The 18372-nt window shown below is 49.1% G+C and carries 17 protein-coding genes; 3 read left to right on the top strand and 14 right to left on the bottom strand.

The window, feature by feature from the left end:
- Positions 1–398: 398 nt before the first annotated feature.
- From hemY to hemE, 3 genes are read right to left on the bottom strand one after another with little or no spacing between them, the layout of a single operon-like run.
- Positions 399–1790, bottom strand: coding sequence for a protoporphyrinogen oxidase (gene hemY, locus ABMB67_RS09690; protein WP_354571931.1), 1392 nt, complete (start codon positions 1788–1790; stop codon positions 399–401).
- A 6-nt stretch (positions 1791–1796) separates the two neighbouring features.
- On the bottom strand, positions 1797–2729 hold the full coding sequence (gene hemH / locus ABMB67_RS09685) for a ferrochelatase (protein ID WP_251221519.1): 933 nt from the start codon (positions 2727–2729) through the stop codon (positions 1797–1799).
- A 12-nt stretch (positions 2730–2741) separates the two neighbouring features.
- On the bottom strand, positions 2742–3800 hold the full coding sequence (hemE, locus tag ABMB67_RS09680; protein WP_251221518.1) for a uroporphyrinogen decarboxylase: 1059 nt from the start codon (positions 3798–3800) through the stop codon (positions 2742–2744).
- A gap of 267 nt (positions 3801–4067) precedes the next feature.
- On the opposite strand from hemE, the gene ABMB67_RS09675 reads away from it, so the two are divergent.
- Positions 4068–5303 carry an EAL domain-containing protein gene (locus ABMB67_RS09675; RefSeq protein ID WP_251221517.1) on the top strand — a complete coding sequence of 412 codons (1236 nt, stop codon included), beginning with the start codon at positions 4068–4070 and terminating at the stop codon, positions 5301–5303.
- A 480-nt stretch (positions 5304–5783) separates the two neighbouring features.
- Here the strand turns inward: ABMB67_RS09675 and ABMB67_RS09670 are convergent, their stop codons facing one another.
- The 7 genes from ABMB67_RS09670 to ABMB67_RS09640 all read right to left on the bottom strand — a co-directional run bounded on the left by ABMB67_RS09670 (position 5784) and on the right by ABMB67_RS09640 (position 12912).
- Positions 5784–7931 (bottom strand): transglycosylase domain-containing protein, encoded by a 2148-nt coding sequence (locus tag ABMB67_RS09670; protein ID WP_354571930.1) that lies wholly within the window; start codon positions 7929–7931, stop codon positions 5784–5786.
- A 389-nt stretch (positions 7932–8320) separates the two neighbouring features.
- Positions 8321–8953, bottom strand: a complete 633-nt coding sequence (locus ABMB67_RS09665; RefSeq protein WP_354571929.1) for a response regulator — start codon at positions 8951–8953, stop codon at positions 8321–8323.
- Positions 8928–10004: a sensor histidine kinase gene (locus ABMB67_RS09660; protein WP_354571928.1), complete on the bottom strand. Its 1077-nt coding sequence runs from the start codon at positions 10002–10004 to the stop codon at positions 8928–8930. Before ABMB67_RS09660 ends, ABMB67_RS09665 begins: the two co-directional genes overlap by 26 nt.
- On the bottom strand, positions 10001–10822 hold the full coding sequence (liaF, locus tag ABMB67_RS09655; protein ID WP_251221513.1) for a cell wall-active antibiotics response protein LiaF: 822 nt from the start codon (positions 10820–10822) through the stop codon (positions 10001–10003). The genes ABMB67_RS09660 and liaF overlap by 4 nt, the downstream gene beginning before the upstream one ends.
- A 26-nt stretch (positions 10823–10848) precedes the next feature.
- Positions 10849–11709 (bottom strand): DUF4097 domain-containing protein, encoded by an 861-nt coding sequence (locus ABMB67_RS09650; RefSeq protein ID WP_354571927.1) that lies wholly within the window; start codon positions 11707–11709, stop codon positions 10849–10851.
- Positions 11710–11845: 136 nt separating this feature from the next.
- On the bottom strand, positions 11846–12490 hold the full coding sequence (locus ABMB67_RS09645; RefSeq protein ID WP_251221511.1) for a PspA/IM30 family protein: 645 nt from the start codon (positions 12488–12490) through the stop codon (positions 11846–11848).
- A 23-nt stretch (positions 12491–12513) separates the two neighbouring features.
- Positions 12514–12912: a LiaF transmembrane domain-containing protein gene (locus tag ABMB67_RS09640; protein WP_251221510.1), complete on the bottom strand. Its 399-nt coding sequence runs from the start codon at positions 12910–12912 to the stop codon at positions 12514–12516.
- A gap of 270 nt (positions 12913–13182) precedes the next feature.
- Between ABMB67_RS09640 and ABMB67_RS09635 the strand changes: the two genes are divergently transcribed.
- The gene (locus ABMB67_RS09635; RefSeq protein ID WP_251221509.1) at positions 13183–13899 is read left to right on the top strand and encodes a cytochrome c biogenesis CcdA family protein; all 717 of its coding nucleotides are present in this window, start codon (positions 13183–13185) and stop codon (positions 13897–13899) included.
- Between the two features lie 97 nt (positions 13900–13996).
- Here ABMB67_RS09635 and ABMB67_RS09630 read toward each other — a convergent pair whose 3' ends face one another.
- The 4 genes from ABMB67_RS09630 to ABMB67_RS09615 form a co-directional block, all read right to left on the bottom strand.
- Positions 13997–14737, bottom strand: coding sequence for an EcsC family protein (locus ABMB67_RS09630; protein ID WP_251221508.1), 741 nt, complete (start codon positions 14735–14737; stop codon positions 13997–13999).
- A 41-nt stretch (positions 14738–14778) separates the two neighbouring features.
- Positions 14779–15987 carry an ABC transporter permease gene (locus ABMB67_RS09625; RefSeq protein ID WP_354571926.1) on the bottom strand — a complete coding sequence of 403 codons (1209 nt, stop codon included), beginning with the start codon at positions 15985–15987 and terminating at the stop codon, positions 14779–14781.
- Positions 15984–16727 carry an ABC transporter ATP-binding protein gene (locus tag ABMB67_RS09620; RefSeq protein WP_251221506.1) on the bottom strand — a complete coding sequence of 248 codons (744 nt, stop codon included), beginning with the start codon at positions 16725–16727 and terminating at the stop codon, positions 15984–15986. The genes ABMB67_RS09625 and ABMB67_RS09620 overlap by 4 nt, the downstream gene beginning before the upstream one ends.
- A 303-nt stretch (positions 16728–17030) precedes the next feature.
- Positions 17031–17516, bottom strand: coding sequence for a PCYCGC motif-containing (lipo)protein (locus ABMB67_RS09615; RefSeq protein WP_354571925.1), 486 nt, complete (start codon positions 17514–17516; stop codon positions 17031–17033).
- 199 nt (positions 17517–17715) lie between these two features.
- Between ABMB67_RS09615 and ABMB67_RS09610 the strand changes: the two genes are divergently transcribed.
- Positions 17716–18141 (top strand): HIT family protein, encoded by a 426-nt coding sequence (locus ABMB67_RS09610; RefSeq protein WP_251221504.1) that lies wholly within the window; start codon positions 17716–17718, stop codon positions 18139–18141.
- Positions 18142–18372 lie beyond the last annotated feature (231 nt).

Below are 18372 nucleotides of genomic sequence, written 5' to 3'. Positions count from 1 at the left end.
CGATGGACACCCTTGCTCTTGGCTAATGGTTGGCAACTGCCAGCCCCCATAGCGGACTTTCACCGCCTAGCTACGCGCCATGCGTGGCGCACTAAAAAAAGCCCTCCTCCACCATCAGGCAGAGAAGGGCTTTTGAGAAAAGTTATTATCTTTCCATCATTTTATCGACGCGGGCACGCAGCTCGTTATACTCGGTTACAATATCTCTGATTGTAGCGAAAAGCTTTTTCACTGAAATAACCTTCTTTCCTTTGCTTAAGATACTTTTATTATCGTACTGACGTGATCTTTTGGCAAAGTCTTCATTATTTCAAGAAAGCGATAACAATCCGTATGAAAGCGTCTTTCATTTTCATCTATCTTCCGTTTTCACAGAATTTTGCTGCTTTTCGCATACATTACGATGTTTGGACAATTCGGGCGACCGCGGCTTCTCCCTGGTCAATGCAATCCGGCAGGCCAACCCCTTCAAAAGCAGCTCCGCAAAGATGAAGACCAGGCAGGTTTCGCGCGACGTCTTCTTTGATTTTGGCGATTTTAAATGTGTGACCGACATGATATTGCGGCATTGATTGTCTCCAGCGCGTCACCCGGAAAAATTCGGGCTGCCCTTCAATCTCCATAATCTGCTTCAGGTCATGAAGCACGGTTTCGACAATTTCCTCATCGCTTTGCTCCACAATCGAAGAATCATCCGGTCGTCCGACATACGAACGCAAAAGCGCGTATCCTGGCGGAGTGGAATGCTGCCACTTTTTATGAGTCCATGTGCATGCCGTGATCGTATACGGGCTTTTTTTCGAAGCGACGAAGCCCGTTCCTTCATAAGGATTGTGAACAGCTTCTTCCTTAAAAGCAAGCGCCACCGTCGCCACGGTTGTCGCTTCCATCTCCCGCAAGTAATCAAAGTACGGATACGCCGAAAGCAGCTGAGCGGTCACATGCGGCGGAGTCGTCATAATAATATGATCGAACAATTCACTTGTTCCATCCGCCAGCCCGATAAGGTAGCGCTCCCCTTCTTTGCGAATGAAGCTTAGATCGGCAGTTTTGCGGACAGAGGCCGGATCAAGCTGCTGTTCAATCGCATGAACAAATGACTCCAGCCCTTGTCTGAAGCTGAGGAACATCCCTTTGGACTTCTTGTCCATCGCCTTTGGCTGCGGCGTCCGTGTCGCTTTTATTCCGCGAACGAGGCTGCCGTACTTCTGCTCAAGCTGCTGAAAGTGCGGAAAGGTCGCCTTCAGGCTCAGCTTGTTTAAGTCACCGGCATAAATTCCCGACAAAAGCGGCTCTACTAAATGGTCCACAACTTCATCGCCAAGCCGCCGGCGGAAGAAATGGCCCAATGAAATGTCCTCATTTCCTTTGACCGTTGGCGATAAGAAAAGATCGCGCGCCGCCCGCAGCTTACCGGCGGTTGAAAAAAGGGACGTGCTGAGAAACGGCTTGATTTCTGTCGGAATTCCCATCACAGCGCCCCCTGGAATTGGGTAGAGCCGCTCACCCTTCAATACATAAGCCTGCCCCGTATCATTGGCAAGCAGCTCGGACTCCATGCCGACTTCACGCGCCAGCCTAGACATGCTTTCTTTCCGGGCGAGAAAGGAGTCCGGGCCACGCTCAATGACAAAGCCGTCGACAAGCTCGGTTTGAATTTTGCCGCCGAGGCGGTCAGCCTTTTCATAAAGCTGATACTCCACCCCTTCTGCCTGCTCGAGCCGGTAGGCAGCCGCAAGCCCTGTGATTCCTCCGCCAATGACAGCAATTCTTTTTTTCGCATTTGACATCTGCTCTCACTCTTTCTCTGCAAGCTTTTTCTGCACAACGGCTGCGAGACAGCGAATGAACTCCGGCTTGGCGTTCGGCATTTCTGGCCGGAAATAGTCGATCCCGAGATCATCACATACGACCTTGCATTCATAGTCGTTATCATACAGCACTTCTAAATGATCGGCGACGAAACCGACCGGGCAATAAATGATGGACGTATAGCCATGTTTGCCGTACAGCTCCCGGGTTAGATCCTGAACGTCGGGGCCGAGCCACGGGTCTGGCGTATTGCCTTCACTTTGCCAGCCGATTGTATAATGGCGGATTCCGGCTGCTTTTGCGATCAGATCGGCTGTTTCCTGGAGCTGCTCAGGGTATGGATCGCCCATTTCGAGAATTTTTTCCGGCAGGCTGTGCGCCGAGAAGACGACACACGCCTTTTCTTGATCGGCGATTTGCGCCATCGTCTGCTTCAGCTGCGTCGCCCAGTATTCGATAAAGAGCGGCTCTTTGTACCAGCTTTCAATCGTCCGAATTCGAGGCCCGCCGATTCTCTCTGATTCCTGCTCAGCCCGGCTGTTGTAGGACTTGACACTGAACGTCGAATAATGAGGAGCGAGAACAAGGCTGACCGCCTCCTCAATCCCGTCCGTTTTCATATCGGCGACCGCATCTTCAATAAACGGGTGAATATGCTTCAAGCCGAGATAAGCTTTAAACTCGACGTCGTCATTGCTTTCATTTAAATACTTCTCCAGGCTTAACGCCTGATCTTCAGTAATTTTTGCCAGCGGGCTGATGCCGCCGATTGCTTCATAGCGCTCAGTCAGCTCCTCCACCGCTTCCGCCGACGGCTTGCGCCCATGACGAATATGCGTATAGTAAGGCTCAATTTCTTCCTTCGTTCTCGGAGTTCCATAGGCCATCATCAACAGGCCTATTTTTTTCTTTGCCATTTGTTTTTCACCTCAACGTTTCATTTTACTAGCGGAATAATCATGGACGAACGCGGTCAGCCGCTTTAATGTCTCAGGCTGCACTTCTGGAAAAACACCGTGACCAAGGTTGAAAATAAAATTCGGACTTTTCATTCCCTCATCCAGAATCGCTTTCGTTCTATCTTCAATCACTTCCCATGGAGCAAGCAAAATCGCCGGATCGAGATTTCCCTGAACCGTCTTCTTCACTCCGGCCTCGCGCGCTTCAGCCACTGACAGACGCCAATCCAGACCGATGACATCAAGCGGGAGGTCATTCCATTCATGGATCAGATGACTGGCTCCGACGCCAAACATAATAAGCGGAATGTTTTCTGCTTTGAGCGCTGTAAAAATCTTATTCATCACCGGTTTGACAAACGTGCGGTAATCAGCGACATTCAGCGTCCCAACCCACGAATCAAAAATTTGAATCGCCTGAGCTCCGGCAGCAACCTGAGCTTTCACATATGTAATCGTCATCTCCGCCAGTTTATCCATTAATAAATACCAGGCCTCTGGCTCGGCATACATAAATGCTTTCGTTTTATTGTAGTTTTTTGAAGGCCCACCTTCAATAATATAGCTCGCCAGCGTAAATGGCGCGCCGGCAAAGCTAATAAGCGGAACCGTTAATTGAGTCCGAAGCAGCTTAATCGTTTCCAGCACATATGGGACATCGGCTTCCGGGGTAATGTCGCCAAGCCGTTCCACATCCTGCCTCGAGCGTACCGGATCGGCAATGACGGGACCAATGCCGGATTTGATCTCGACATCAATGCCAATCGCCGGGAGCGGGGTCATAATATCCTTATACAAAATGGCGGCATCATTTTGATACTGATCGACCGGAAGCTTTGTGACATAGGCACATAATTCTGGCTGATGGGTAATCTCAAACAATGAATACTTTTCCTTAAGCTCTCTATATTCCGGCTGTGAACGCCCCGCCTGTCTCATATACCAGACCGGCACATGGCTATGAGCCTCTCCACGACACGCCTTTAAAAACTGATCATTAAATTCCACGTAGTTACACCCTCTCTTCATTTCTGTCGTTCTCGACAGATTTCAAACATTCCACTACACTGCTTCTTTATTTTACTGTAATCTCTTAATAAATTACATCGCATCTCCTACTATAATGACCCAATTTGGCCCTGTATAGCCATCTTGGCAAACTGTCATAAAATTGATGAATGTCATCTGATCGGAAACCTTGTCAGGTAATCCTCCACAGTTCCGTTTCCCTTTTTCAGAAACTGATAAAATAAAGGTATCTAGATAGACAGACGGACGTTGACAAGGAGGAGAGCGATGAAGACAGAAGCGACGTATTCATATGAGGAAGAACATATCCTTCCCTACTTTCAGCCTATTGTCGGAGCCGATCAGCGGACGATTGTCGGCTATGAAATACTGGGCCGTTACCGGGCCGGAAAGAATGTCATCAGCCTTGGACCATTCTTTCATCAGCCAACGGTCGACAAAGAAAGAAAGCAGCGCGTTGATCGTCACATTCGGACAAAAGCGTTAAAAGCGATTCATCACCATGCCGGCCTGCAGAAATCTTATTTTTTCAATCTTGATTCGGATATTTTTACCGAAGAAGAGGATGCTCTCTTTTACGAACAGCTGACTGCCCTTCTTGATACTCATCCTGTAATCAAGCCTTTGCAGTTTGTACTGGAAATTACCGAAACGGATTTTTCTACGAATGTTCCCGCTTTTTTAGAGCGTTTACAAAAATATCGCCAGCTTGGCTGCCGAATCGCCGTCGATGATTTAGGAAAGGGATTCAGCAACCTTGAACGAGTCGCCCTGCTTCAGCCCCATATTTTGAAGGTCGATTTAAATCTCGTCAAAAAAAGTGCCAACAGCCAGTCGCACCGTGACGTTCTTCATGCCCTTTCAATTCTCTCCCAGCGCCTTGGCGCCCAGCTGCTCTTTGAAGGGATTGAAACGCTTGATTTGCTTGAAAATGCCTGGAAAAATGGCGCTCAGTATTATCAGGGCTTTCTTTTTTCAAAACCACAGCCGACGCTGATTGAAACCGTCCGTTCTGTTGAGAACATGCACGATCAGCTGGAGCGAATGATTCAGGCGGAGATAGAACGGCTGAAAAAACATTATTCTTTTGAGGAAGAGCTGAATCATCTTCTGCAGCAATCGCTGCCGACCACCCCTTTCTCCGCCGATTATGACCAATATGTGCAAGAAATTTGCGCCACTCTTCCGGAGCACTGCTTCCGCGCTTATATGTGCAACCGGCTTGGCTATCAGCTTTCCGGCAATCACCAGCGCCACTCCCGCTCCGATTGGACAGTGCTTCATCATTACCGGCAAAAAAACTGGAGCTGGCGGCCCTATTTTCTGAAAAACATCGTTCAAATGGAGCTGAATCAAAGAGGCATACTGTCTGAGCCTTATACTGATCACGATCCAAACGAGATGATTCAGACCTTCTCCTATCCCGTCTGTGAGGACACTTACCTGTTTATCGACCTTACCCTCCCTCTGGCAGACAATGAAAACAAAGCGGCCTGTCACTAGGCCGCTTCAGACCGTAGACAAAAAATCGAAGCTGGTCAAACGTATTTCTATATGACGATCCGAACAAATGAAAAGAGAGAAATCCATCGCTCCTGAAATAGACTTCGCTTTCCGCGGGAAGCTGGTGAGCCTCCTCGGGCTACCGCCCTGTGGGGTCTCACCGTTGCTTTTTCTCCCGCAGGAGTCTTCGTCTATTTCATCCGCTCGACATTCAGGCAAATACAGTAGTTGCTTTTTCGTATGGTTTTCCGGCTACATGACAGCAAAACCAAGCATCGCCTGCATGGAATTTGTTTCGAGCCCCTTCACGTTCGTCCAACGCATCCTGCCAAATGTGGCGTAAGATCAGCTTCTTATGGTTTTTGTTTTTGGTACAGGAACGTGATTCCGTTCCCAGGCAAAAAATAGTGGGTAATTCCCCTTTTGACCGTTAATCGCGGAATGACGTTCCTCTTTCCTCTCCCGGCACCTTACCTGCTGCTAATGAAAGCCGAAGCGAAAATGAACGTCGGCGACATTGGACGGCTGCCCGGATTGTTCCGTCGTTGAATCATATGGAACAACCTGATAGCGTTTTTTCGAGAATGGATTGAGTGAGCCGACGAAATAATGATTCTCGTTCACAACGGTAGCGATCCGGGTCCGCTCGCCGCCATCCACCTCGTAAATTTGATAATAGATCCGCTCATCAGCCGGCGCCGACCAGAGCAGCTGAACACTCATCATCCCGCGGCCGCCCATCGCCATCGTCGCCTCCAAATCGTTTATCACCGGCAAATCAACAGGCGGGTCGAGCTCCTGAACCTCCATTGGCTTCTCGAAAGCAACATCGCGCATCTCACCAGGAAGCTCATTAATAATTTCCTTGAACAAGACAGTCGGATAGCTGCTGCCACCATGCAAATAATGATCCGTCGAGGTGACATCATAGCCCATCCACGCCGCACCGACCACGGTCGGCGTATAGCCGACAAACCAGGCGTCCATCGTCGCCCCTTCGACATCCGGGTAAGTCGTCGTCCCGGTCTTTCCGGCAAGCGGGCTATTGACCGTACCATTTGTTCCCGTGCCTTCCTTCACGACGGATTCAAGCATTCTCGTCATATACCAGGCTGTTTGCGGAGAAACGACCGCTTCTTCCTCGACGGGAGCCTCACCGATTTGATGTCCATTCCGATCATAGATGGCCTGAATAAAATAAGGCTCGACCCGTTTTCCTTCCTCGGCAAACACACGGTAGGCAGCAGCCAGATCGAGCGGCGTCACGCCTTCCTGCAAGCCTCCGAGCGCTATCGCCAGTCCACGATCCGGCAGCTCAAGGCCAAATTGCTTTAGCAATGGCAACGCCTGCTCAATACCGATTTCATTTAACAGCCAGACAGCCGGCGCATTGACAGAATGGGTCAACGACTCATACATCGTCCGGTTTCCCGCATATTCATTTTGATAATTGCGCGGTGTATAACCACCTTCATATTCAAGTAATTCATCTTTCAGTAAGGAATAAGGATGATAAATGCCCGTTTCCAATGCCGGCGCGAAGACCGATAAAGGCTTTAAGGCCGAGCCGGGCTGCCGCTTCACATTAACCCGGTTTAATCCTTTTCTGACATATTCGCGTCCTCCCTGAACGGCAAGAACACCGCCCGTCTCTGCGTCGAGCAGGACAAACGCCGCTTCAGCATCCTCATTTCCTTCCGGGAAAAAACGGTCTTCGCGAATCTTTTGATAAGCGGCTTCCTGAACGTGGCGGTTCATCGGGACAACGATCGTATAGCCGCCTTCAAGAACCTCTTCATTCGTCAATTGATAGCGCTCTTCAGCTTCATTCAACACCATATCAATATAGGTTAAATACGCTTCATTTTCAGAAATGCTGTTATGATCCACCGCTACCGTCCGCCCTTGCAGCCGGACTGCTTCTTCAGCGCTTATATAGCCCTGCCGTTCCATCACCGTCAGGACGAGGTTCCGCCTCTGCTTGCTTCTCTCCGGATCAACAAGCGGGGAATACGAGTTCGGCGCTTTCGGAAGTCCTGCGAGCAGCGCCCCTTCATCCACGGTCAACTCAGTGACAGGCTTGTTGAAATAAAGCTTCGAGGCAGCCTGAATGCCATAGGCGCCATGCCCGAAGTAAATGCGGTTTAAGTACATTTCCAAAATCTCGTCCTTGCTGTACTGCCGCTCGAGGTTCATCGCGATTAACACTTCTTTCGTTTTGCGGAGCCATGTTTTGTCGTTTGACAGAAAAGCATTTTTCGCCAATTGCTGCGTAATCGTACTCCCGCCTTCCACCTTCGCCCCGGCGAGTATATCCCGATAAAGAGCGCGGCCGATTGAACGGAAGTCGATCCCAAGATGTTCACGGAAGCGTGTGTCTTCAATGGCGATGAATGCCTGCTGCACCTGCTCGGGAATCTCTTCGATTGAGACGAGCTCACGGTTCTCGATAAACAGCTGGGTCAGCAGATGACCTTCCTGATCAACGAGCGAGGTCGTCGTTTTCATGACGAGACTTTGGTCGTTGACGACATACTGACCTGCCAGAATAATAATAAGATAAATAATAAGAGCCAGAAGAACCATTGCCAGCAGAGCAGAAATGCCAAACACGAGCTTTTTCTTCATTCGCAGCCACCCCCTTTCCCTTCTTTATACGTATAAAATGCCAGTTTTGTTTCACGGCTGTCTGGAAATGTCGATTTATGCTTTAAGAGTAGCATATTATATTAGTAAAAATAAAATCGCCTCGTTTCTCCCCCTCTTAAGTCAGGCTTTTTTTGTTTTGACGCAGAAAACGGTCTTTCCTGCCGGACAAAGCTGCTGTCATTCCTGTAACACGGTAAAAGGCCGGATCAAAAGGTTGTTTACCCTTTTGATCCGGCCTCTCAGCTATCTTCTTAATGCCCGTTGTGAGGAAGCTGCTGAAAAAGGAAGTTTTTCAGGGAGAGCCGGTTTCTGACAATCCGGCGGGTGAAGATTAAACTGCCCAAAACAAAGCCGATGCCTTCTCTCCGTTATTTGACGAGACCGCAACGGTGGGCGTAGACCGCAATTTGCGTCCGATCATCAAGCTCAAGCTTCTGCAAAATATGACTGACATGCGTCTTTACCGTTTTAATCCCGATGTAAAGTTCATCGGCAATCTCCTGATTGCTTTTGCCCTCGCCAATCAATTGCAAAACTTCAAGCTCGCGCGGGGTCAGGGAATCATGAGGCTGCTTTTCCTTCGCGCCTCTCATCCGCTGCATCATCTTATTCGTTACCTTCGCTTCGACGACCGCTTCGCCTTTTGCTGCGCTGCGGATCGCGCTTGCAATCTCGGCAGCCGATGATGTTTTCAGCAAATAGCTGAATGCCCCTGCTTCAATGACGGGATAGACCTTCTCATCATCGATAAAGCTTGTCAGCACGATTACCTTTACATCAGGCAGCTTCTTTGTAATCGCCGCTGTCGCCGCGATCCCGTCCATTCCTTCCATCACCAGATCCATTAAAATCACGTCCGGCTTTTGGTCGACCGCCAAATCAATCCCTTCCTGCCCGTTGCTTGCCTGCCCGACGATGTCAATGTCCGGCTGAGTCGACAAGTAAGCTGAGAGCCCCATTCTTACCATTTCATGATCATCCACTAACAGAACCCGAATCATTGTCTACCCCCTCCTTCCATGTAACCGGAATGTTGGCTTCCACCTGCGTGCCCTTTCCTGGTACCGAGACAATGTGAAGCGTACCGCCAATTTCATTCATTCTTTCCCTCATCGTATGCAAACCGTAGGAGCCTTGCTGAACCGTTTTCGGATCAAAGCCGACCCCATCATCAATTAATTTCACCTTCAGCTCACGCGCCGACTGTCTGATTTGCATGTCAAGCCGACTTGCCTTCGCATGGCGCAGCACATTGGAGATCGCTTCCTGAACCATCCGGAACAGCTGATCCTCGATCCCCTTCGGCATATGCACATCCTCATCCATCACCATCCGCACCTTGATTTTATATTTTTGCTCAAGCTCGGCAAGCAGCGCTTCCACTCCTTCATGCAAGCTTTTCCCTTCAAGATGCGCGGGGCGCAGGTGAAGCAGGAGGGCGCGCATTTCAGCCTGGGCTGTGTTGGCCATTTTTTCAACTAAGGCGATTTGCTGGGCGCCCGCCTCATCGGCACTCAGGCTCTCTTTAATGGCAGCCGTCATCATCGAAATCGCAAACAGCTGCTGGCTCACGGCGTCATGCAAGTCGCGGGCCAGACGCTGACGCTCCTCGGTAACGGCGGCTTTTTTCACCGATTCCTGCAGCTGCACACGCTCTGCGGAGAGGCGCTGTAAGGAGGCGACCTGCTCTTCAATATGAGCAGCCATCCCATTCATTCTCGCCGCCAGTTCAGCAATCTCGTCTTCCCCCTCGACCTCGACCCGATGAGAGAAGGTTCCGCGCTCATAGCGCGTTGCTCCATGCACGAGCTGATCAATCCGGCGCCGCAGCGGAGCAGCCTGCAAATAGCCGCTGATCATTCCGGTCGTAATGATCAGCAGAAGCATCCAGACGATGATCGGAAAGCCAGCCAGCTGGCGATCAAACACAAGCAACAGACCGCGTTGATCCTCATATGTAATAAAAAACAGAAAAAAGAAGGAGATCAGTGAAGTAACGATCACGCTATGACGAATAAACTGCCATTGCAATAAGGCCAGTCGCTTCCTCATATGTCCCTCACCTTCACTTCTCCAATCACGGTGGACAGCACAAGCTTCACCCGCCGCGGGGCGCTTTTATACCCTTTCGTCGCAATCGCAAGCTGGGAATTAAGCCCCTCGTGCTTTTCATGAAATAAAGAAACGGATCCGAGGAGGGACGATGCCTGGATACTCGTAGCAAGATCATTCGGTACATAAAAGTCAACCTGGCAAATGCCGCCCTGAACGATGATCACTGTTTCCCCTTCCGGAATAATCGCCCGCGACAAATCGATCCGTACATCGCCAATTCCGTTCCAGATGGTCAAATCACTTAATTCAAATGCTTCCCCTCGATAATGAATGTCACCGATCCAGCTGCGGCGCACAGTCGCGGTGAAATATTCTTTGCCGGCTTTCTCCTGAGACGCAAGCGGGGCCGGACTCTGTTTTTCTTCCCGCACAGCAGCCGGTTCCCTTCTTTCACGAAAGCCAGCCGGCTCCTGCTGTTCTGGTTCCTGCTCCCTCTTTCGGCGCTTCTTCTTTTCTCTTTTTTCTTTCTTTTTGTAGCTTGGTGATTTCACAAGCTTGACCCCGTAATATAAAATCACGGCTGCAACAAGCAGCCCCATGAAGTTCATGCCAAGCACGAGATCAAACAAAATACTGACGCTGATAATGAAAAAAATCACGCTTAAAAACGTATGCTTTCTCTGGTAAAAAAACATCCCGAGGACAAAGAAAATGAGCGGTGCAACAAAAGAAGCCGTTGAAATGCGCAGCGCATGAAATAAAAGATTTAACCCAATGATGACGATGACCAACCCGAATAAGGTTTGTTTTTTCATGCTTCCGCTCCTTTCCCTGTTACGGTTTAATGAAGATCAATATCACCTGATGTAGTTGAAATAAAAAACGGATGCTCTCCCTTGCCTATTTTACCAGAAATCGCTTTTGATTGAAGAGATGAATCAAGCAGTTCGGCATTGATCTGAATATCGCCGGACGTCGTCTTCGCTTCGATCTCGGCGTTACCGTCCGGCAACCATACTTCGACATCACCGGAGGTCGTCTTAAGTTCAGCGGCTTGATTTTCAGCGACATAGTCGACTTCAATATCACCTGAAACGGTTTTGGCATTTATCGCCCCATGTAAGCGGCTTACTTCAATATCGCCGGACGTGCTGTTCAAGGTTGTGCTTGCCCCATCCAACCCGTTAATCTCGATATCACCGGACGTTGTCGCCACACTGACATCAGGCGCAGTCACCGGGCCTACCACAACATCTCCTGAAACCGTGCGAACGTCAAGGCTCGTCAGCACCTGTTCCCCATTCATATTCAAATCGCCCGACACTGATTTTATGTTCAGTTTATCCTGATAGGATGCCGGAATTTGGACAACTGCTTTCGTCGGCTCTTTCATGAAGGAAAAGGATAAGAAACGAAAACGCTCCTCTTCTACTTTAACCTCAAGCCTTGACTGTTGTTCGGCCGACTGAAGCTGCACGCTTCGATTCTGATTCTCGAGGCGGACAAGCAGCTCCGTGCCTGAATATGTCTCGATTTCCCAATCAACGGCGGTGCTTGTCAAAATTAAATCCTCAACCTGCGTCAAATCAAACTGCCCCTGATCTCCTACTGCCTCTGAGGTGGAAGGAAATACAGCCGGCAGCGAAGCGATTAAAATGACGATACCCGTAATAATCAGGGCGAACCCAGCTAGTTTTTTCATTGCTCTCTCCCTTCAGCTTGCCTGGGGATTGACTGGAAGCGAAGCGGCAGCATGCTTCGCCTCCAACGTCCGACCGCGCTCTTTCCTACTTATCTTATCGTGAGGCAGAGCGCAGAACAAGCTCCCAATGCTCTGTTCATTGATTTGCCTTCTGTTTCAGCTGCTCCAGTTCAGCTTGAAGCTCTTCATCATCCACAGCAGGAAGATCGCTCACGACAGCCGATCTGCCGCCGCTTTTCCATTCGAGATCAGTCACTTTATCTTCCATTCTCTCAAATTCATTTTCAATGATGCTTTCCTGCTGGCGGTATTTCCGCTTCGTATCTTTTATTTGTTCGCTCGCTTTTACAGCTTGCACGCGCAGCACAAGCTCAAGCTTGCGGTCGCGCAGCTGGTTGTACTTCTGCTCAAGCTCGGCGAGCGTTTGTTTCTGCGCCTCAATTTGCAGCTCATTCTTTTCCCGCAAGGCTGCGAAGCGATTCATCTGCTCCCAGGCTTCCTTCTTGCTTCTAAGCGCCATTTTCGCCAGCTCATCGTTTTCCTTTTCCACCGCCAGACGCGCCTGCTGCTCGCGGCGTTCAACCAGCTCCTTCGCTGTTTGCCAGTTTCTTTTTAGCGTTTCATCAAGGCGGAGATGCTTTTCAATTGTCGCCTGCTGCTTCCCAATATCAGCCTTCATGTCGCGCATATATTGCTTCACCATGACAACCGGGTCTTCCAGCTTTTCCAATCCTTCGTGAAGATATGCTTTACAAAACCGGTTCAATCTCTCCATTACCATATTGATCACCCTCCAAAATTGGTTTATTTATGCTCGTTTAATAATTTTTCAAATTCCTTGTCAATCACATCATATGTTGTTTTCACCGGCGCTAAGTCTTCTTCTTCCTCTAACTCTTCACCAGCTTGATCCTTCGGCTTCAGAAGCCGGTACCCGAAATAAACGAGCACTACTCCGATGGCGAGCGATATCACGCCGCCGATTCCTCCAAGGGCGATCAGCGCGCCGACAATTAGCAGAAGAACGCTCGAAAAAGACCATTTCCCCTGCTCCTGCCACTTCGCATATCCCCAGTAAAGGAGCCATGCGCCAATCGCAAGGCCGATAATTCCGCCAATATGGATGCCGATCATGCTAAACAAAATACTCGCTCCGATCAGCATAAGCAGAATTCCACCAAATAGTTTGCCTGGATGCTTCATTATGTTTCCCTCCTTTAATTGAACTATCTTCAGTTTAGGAGGAAACGCGATCATTTACGCCGCTCTGGAGCCGGTTTTTCTCTCCGTCTCCAGACTGATCTTTCTCTCAGCCTTATGTCCTTTCCGTGAACGTTGAGCCTCCTTGCTTTTGCAGGCGCAAAGATTTCGTTATAATAGAACCAGCTTTAAAATTGGATTCATACATATTCAGTTTGTTTGAATAGATTGTAGTATTGTCCGATGATTTCAGATTTGTTTGGAGGTGTCACCTTGGCTGAAGTAACGATATGGCTTGCCTTCTTCGCCGGTATTGTTTCGTTTTTATCGCCCTGTATTTTTCCATTAGTTCCCGCCTATCTGGCCCAATTGACCGGAACTTCGATTGCCGATAATCAGGTGGCCGCAAGCCGGAAGCTGATTCTTTCGCGCAGCGTCGGCTTTATTATCGGTTTTACGTCAATTTTCTTATTGCTCGGGGCTTCCTCGACTTTTATCGGCCAAGCATTTTGGAGCAACCGGCAGCTGCTGGAGCAGATCGGTGGGATTATCATCGCCGTTTTCGGCCTGCAAATGATGGGCATTATTTCCATTCGGATGCTGATGAGTGAAAAGCGTTTTAACGCGAAACCAAGAAAGACGACGAGCTTTGCCAATTCCGTTCTGCTCGGCTTTCTTTTCGGGACTGGCTGGTCGCCATGTATCGGCCTTGTTCTGACGTCGATTCTTCTTCTTGCCGGAAACGCTGAAACGATGTGGTCGGGAATCTCGATGCTCTTCATTTATTCGATGGGACTCGGCGTGCCATTTCTTGCCGTCGCCTTGCTCTGGTCACGCTCGCTTAATAAGATGCGGAGACTCAATAAATGGTTGCCGACGATTCAAAAAGTGAGCGGAGGGATTATGATCGTGCTGGGCATTCTGCTGTTCACCGGCCAGTTCAGCGTCATTTCCGCTTATCTCGCCCGCTTCGTTCCGGGATATTTTTAATTATCAGGACAAATCCACAGCAAGGGGCTGATCAAGAGGTAAAAACACAACCTTTTGACCAGCCCCTTATTCTTTTCCATTATTGTCGAAACCACTCTTACCCCTCTTCGTCTCCACCGTGAAACCAGCGGCTTCGATAGCCGTTTTTCGCCGTTTCGCTAAGAAGGTCAAGAAAGTGATAGTTTGCCGCTGCGCCAACGACTGCGCCAAAGCCGGGAATCAGCTGCAGCATCTTGACAAGGTCAATAAAATCGCGATAATCGAGCTGAAATTCCTTCCAATCAACAGCGTCGAGATAGTCTTTCCTTCGTGGAAGCGAAAGGCGCTCCTCCTCCCAGTTTTCCAACCGTTTTAAAAGATCCGGCCGCTTCTCCTCCCGGGCGAATGCCAGCTGAAACAGCAGAAGGACAAATAAACGCTCGCGGTAGTCTTTCACATCGTAGCCGTAGGCAGAAGCAGCATCAAATAAAAATTTCATTTTAATGCTTAGTAGCAGCGGAAAATCGGCCGCCCCAAGAAGCAGTCCTCCTGCTCCGGTACCTGCTCCCTCAAGCGCGGCAGTCTTCCGATATTTCTTTGTCAGCTCCTCGATCATTTGCTCGCGCTCTCGTAACGTTAGCCCCTCTTCCGGCTGCTTGGCAGCTGTATACTCCGAGCCGATCAAGGTCGCATGAACCATATTTTTAATGCTTGTCGTCACAATCGTATGCACCTTTTCCGGAATGAGATGATTCATCTTCGCCTGCAGGCTCTTCGTGTAGCGTCCGGCAATCGATGGCCGTTTTAACAGCTTACGCTTCCAGCGGTCGTACTCTTCGCGTGCTTGATCTTCATACATCGCAGTCAGCTCCTTCCATTTTCACTTTCCTGAGCAGCAGTTTATTTTTTACGCTGATGAATAAACGTCCGGCTGCCGAGATACGTGTAAAGCGCGCCGACGCCCAAGGCTGCCAGCGCAAGCGGCACGGTGGAAATGATCAGCAAAAGTCCGGTCAGGCATGCTGTCATACATGCTAACAAGCGAAAAGCGAGCTGGGAAATCGCTTGTTCTTTCAGTCCGTCCTCGACCGGATACAAATCGACCCACATCGTTGTATCATAATGATACCAAAGGGTTGAGAGCTGTTTCGTAATCAGATGCATAAACAGGACAAGGACGAGAATCTGAATCCAGCCGGTTGGCAGAACGATGAGAGCCCCTGCGCCTATAAGCAAAAGACGGAGATAGATTCCAGCATAATCATTCGCCCGTAAAAAAGAGCGGACGAATAAATAATGGTACACCGACGCCTTACTATCCATCAATATGCCAATCAGCCAATTGAAAGCCCGTCTTTCTTTCACTTTATTGCGCAGCTGCGGGACATCGGTAAAAGCATTGGCAATCCGGTAAAAGAAAAGCAGCATTCTTTCCTCGACTTCAATTAAATGCGGCCATTTTAACGACAGCCGTCCGGCCAGCTTGCGATAGTAGAACAAATAAAGCACAAGCATTAGCACCAGGATAGCTAGAAGAAACAGTCGATTCGCTCCGGCAAACAGTAAGTATGTAAAGACGAGATTAATCAGTCCCCGCAGCAAAAAGTGGCTTCTTCTGTCTGCCTCGCTTTGGAAACGCTGCTCCTCCCAGCTTGCCAGGACATTCCAGCCTTTGGCGGCAAGCAGCCAGCCAAAAATCAAAACTACACTTCCGGCTTCATCCAGTCTCGCCTGATACAACGGAGCGAAAACAATCAGCACGAGCAGGATTACTCCGCTTTGCAAAGCAAATGAGTACCACTTTGACGCTTTAAAATAGCTCCCCAGCTGCGATTCATAAGGGAGGAGAAAAACAACATCGGCCGGTTTGACAAAGGTACGGATCTGTCCCCTCGTCAGGAAGTGGGCAAAGACGGCGACAAAGACCCAAATAACCGGGAAAGAAGCCGGAAGCCAGTCAATGAAGACGCTGTAATAATAACTGCCAATAATAATCAAGACGTAAACGGTAAAAAGAAATCCGCTGTTGCCGATCAGCCGCAAATAACGAATCGCCTCGTTCCAATAAGCTTGCAGACGTTCGCGCCAAATCGTCAGTCCATCCTTCATAGCGCTTCTTCCTTCGTCATTTCAATATAAATATCATCAAGCGTCGCCTGCGGCAGCCCAAGCTGCGCCCTCATCTCCGCCAGCGTGCCGGACATGACAACCCGGCCATGATGCAAAATGACGAAGCGGTCACAATAGCGCTCAGCCGTCGCGAGAATATGAGTCGACATGAGGACAGCGGCGCCGCGCTCCCGCATGTCGACGAGCAGATTAAGAAACGATTGAATACCGAGCGGATCCAGGCCGACAATCGGCTCATCCACGATGTAAACAGGTGGCTCGATTAAAAAGGCGCTCATAATCATCACCTTTTGCCGCATTCCTTTAGAAAAATGACTCGGATACCAATGCTTCATTTTTTCCATTTTAAATTCAGCAAGCAGACGCTCGGCCCGCTCAGCAAACAATGATTGATCGAGCCCATAAGCGAGCGCAGTCAGTTCGAGATGCTCCCAGAGCGTGAGTTCGTCGTATAAAATCGGGGTCTCCGGTATATAAGCGTAGGAACGGCGATACTGATTGACATCATCCTCAAAGCGGATGTCCTCGACTTTCACCTCACCCTTTTGCGGCTGAAGCAGTCCAAGAATATGCTTAATCGTTGTACTTTTTCCGGCACCATTTAAGCCGATTAACCCGACGATTTCTTTATGATTGACGTCAAACGTCACGTCGTGGAGAACGGGCTTCCGCTGGTGATACCCCCCCGTTAACCCTTCTATGTTTATTCCGTTTGCCACCATTACCACTCTCCTTCAAAGCTTATCTTATCAAATTACTGTCATCCGCGACCACTATCGTAGCGAAAACCCGGCCTGGTTACAGAACGAAGCCATGGCTTTAGTCACAGCCTGTTTCAGGCTCAGTTGTCCAAGAAAAGAAGAGAGCCCCGGATAAAAGGCTCGTTTTCTCCTTTTGTCCGAGGCTTACCACAGCGAGCGAGTTTGCACGACCAAAAAGTGAATCTCTGCTTATTTTATGCAAAACGGACCCGCTGTATCTTTTGATCGAGTTTTTTTATCAGCTTCTACATGAATTCACAATTAAGAGGCAGCCGCTTCAGGCTGTGGCGTAGGAGTCGGCTTGGCAAAGCCTTCCTCGTAACGCTCATCGACAAATTGCCGAATTTCGCTAAGAGACGCTCCGCCATCATATAATTCCATTGAAAAATGAGCGATTTCCAGGCAAACGCCGCACCTCGCCCCGTGATCATCCCAGACGAGTCCACCATCCTCCTGATGCTCATAAATAAAGCAGTCATAGCTGCTGCGATGACCGGCAGATTCCCCGCATCCGCAGTAGCAAGGCATCTGTTCGAGCACGTTCTGATAGTCCGGAACCCGGGCATAAATAGCGCCAATCGGCTCTGCATAATGAGTGAGAAACTCAGGCATACTATCGGGCGAAACCGTTGCTTCCCGCACATCACCAAGTTCATTTGTGTGTATGCCATGGCTCTCTTCTGTACTTTGACAGCCGCCGAACAGGAACAGCGTGGCCGCCGCGAGCACAAATCGGGCTTTCTTCATCTCATCACCTCCGGACAATGCGTCGATGCTTTCATTATAGCATTCTTCCAAACTTCTCAAATACGACGAAATTGTGAAAAAAGGCCGGGCTTCCTTGTCTTTTCCTACAAAAAAAGCACGATTCTTATTTCTCAACTTGCCACAATTGTCGACCTTCGTTATAGTGGTTAAAAACATGTTCTAGAAAGGATGACGGAAGATGTCTGAAGCAAACTGTATTTTCTGCAAAATTGTGAAAGGCGACATTCCAGCTGCAAAAATATACGAAGACGAGCATGTACTGGCCTTCCTTGATATTAGCCAGGTAACGGAGGGCCACACACTCGTCATTCCAAAAAATCATCACCGCGATCTGTTTGAACTTCCATCTGAACAAGCCAGTCAGCTGTTTTCTGTTATTCCTACAATCGCGAATGGACTGAAAGCTGCATTTCAGCCAAAGGGTCTGAATATGGTTAATAATAATGGCGAAGATGCCGGTCAAACTGTCTTTCATTACCATGTCCATTTAATTCCGCGTTACGGGCAGGGTGACGGCTTTGGCGCCGTCTGGAAAGACCACAGCTCACAGTACAACGGTGAAAAGCTGCAGGAGCTGGCGAAAGCGATTTCCAGTTATTTATAAGCACCAAGATTATTTTCATTATATAATGATGTCTCGCTCGATCAGCAGCATCAGTTGAGCGAACATGACGCAGCATGAAACAGCCGTTTCACCCGGTGTTCAGACTAAAAAAAGGGGAGCTATCCACCTTTTGAAAGCATACCCTTTTTTTAACTCTTGAACATTCTGAAAATACATAAAAAACTAAGCATTTTTTGGTGAAACTATGGTACGATAATCATATCTAACACC

The sequence above is a fragment of the Halalkalibacter oceani genome (assembly GCF_040544555.1).
In the GTDB taxonomy this organism is placed as follows: Bacteria; Bacillota; Bacilli; order Bacillales; family Bacillaceae_D; genus Halalkalibacter; species Halalkalibacter oceani.
The sequence above is the reverse complement of the archived record's forward strand: the minus strand, read 5'-3'. Positions and strand labels throughout refer to the sequence as shown.

Bases quoted from the DNA above. Each gene is read 5' to 3' on its own strand.
- ABMB67_RS09625 (WP_354571926.1), bottom strand. From the start codon at position 15,987: ATGAAGGATGGACTGACGATTTGGCGCGAACGTCTGCAAGCTTATTGG.
- ABMB67_RS09665 (WP_354571929.1), bottom strand. From the start codon at position 8,953: ATGATTCGGGTTCTGTTAGTGGATGATCATGAAATGGTAAGAATGGGG.
- liaF (WP_251221513.1), bottom strand. From the start codon at position 10,822: ATGAAAAAACAAACCTTATTCGGGTTGGTCATCGTCATCATTGGGTTA.
- hemH (WP_251221519.1), bottom strand. From the start codon at position 2,729: ATGGCAAAGAAAAAAATAGGCCTGTTGATGATGGCCTATGGAACTCCG.
- ABMB67_RS09610 (WP_251221504.1), top strand. From the start codon at position 17,716: ATGTCTGAAGCAAACTGTATTTTCTGCAAAATTGTGAAAGGCGACATT.
- hemE (WP_251221518.1), bottom strand. From the start codon at position 3,800: ATGAAGAGAGGGTGTAACTACGTGGAATTTAATGATCAGTTTTTAAAG.
- ABMB67_RS09640 (WP_251221510.1), bottom strand. From the start codon at position 12,912: ATGAAGCATCCAGGCAAACTATTTGGTGGAATTCTGCTTATGCTGATC.
- hemY (WP_354571931.1), bottom strand. From the start codon at position 1,790: ATGTCAAATGCGAAAAAAAGAATTGCTGTCATTGGCGGAGGAATCACA.
- ABMB67_RS09675 (WP_251221517.1), top strand. From the start codon at position 4,068: ATGAAGACAGAAGCGACGTATTCATATGAGGAAGAACATATCCTTCCC.
- ABMB67_RS09645 (WP_251221511.1), bottom strand. From the start codon at position 12,490: ATGGTAATGGAGAGATTGAACCGGTTTTGTAAAGCATATCTTCACGAA.
- ABMB67_RS09650 (WP_354571927.1), bottom strand. From the start codon at position 11,709: ATGAAAAAACTAGCTGGGTTCGCCCTGATTATTACGGGTATCGTCATT.
- ABMB67_RS09660 (WP_354571928.1), bottom strand. From the start codon at position 10,004: ATGAGGAAGCGACTGGCCTTATTGCAATGGCAGTTTATTCGTCATAGC.
- ABMB67_RS09615 (WP_354571925.1), bottom strand. From the start codon at position 17,516: ATGAAGAAAGCCCGATTTGTGCTCGCGGCGGCCACGCTGTTCCTGTTC.
- ABMB67_RS09630 (WP_251221508.1), bottom strand. From the start codon at position 14,737: ATGTATGAAGATCAAGCACGCGAAGAGTACGACCGCTGGAAGCGTAAG.
- ABMB67_RS09670 (WP_354571930.1), bottom strand. From the start codon at position 7,931: ATGAAGAAAAAGCTCGTGTTTGGCATTTCTGCTCTGCTGGCAATGGTT.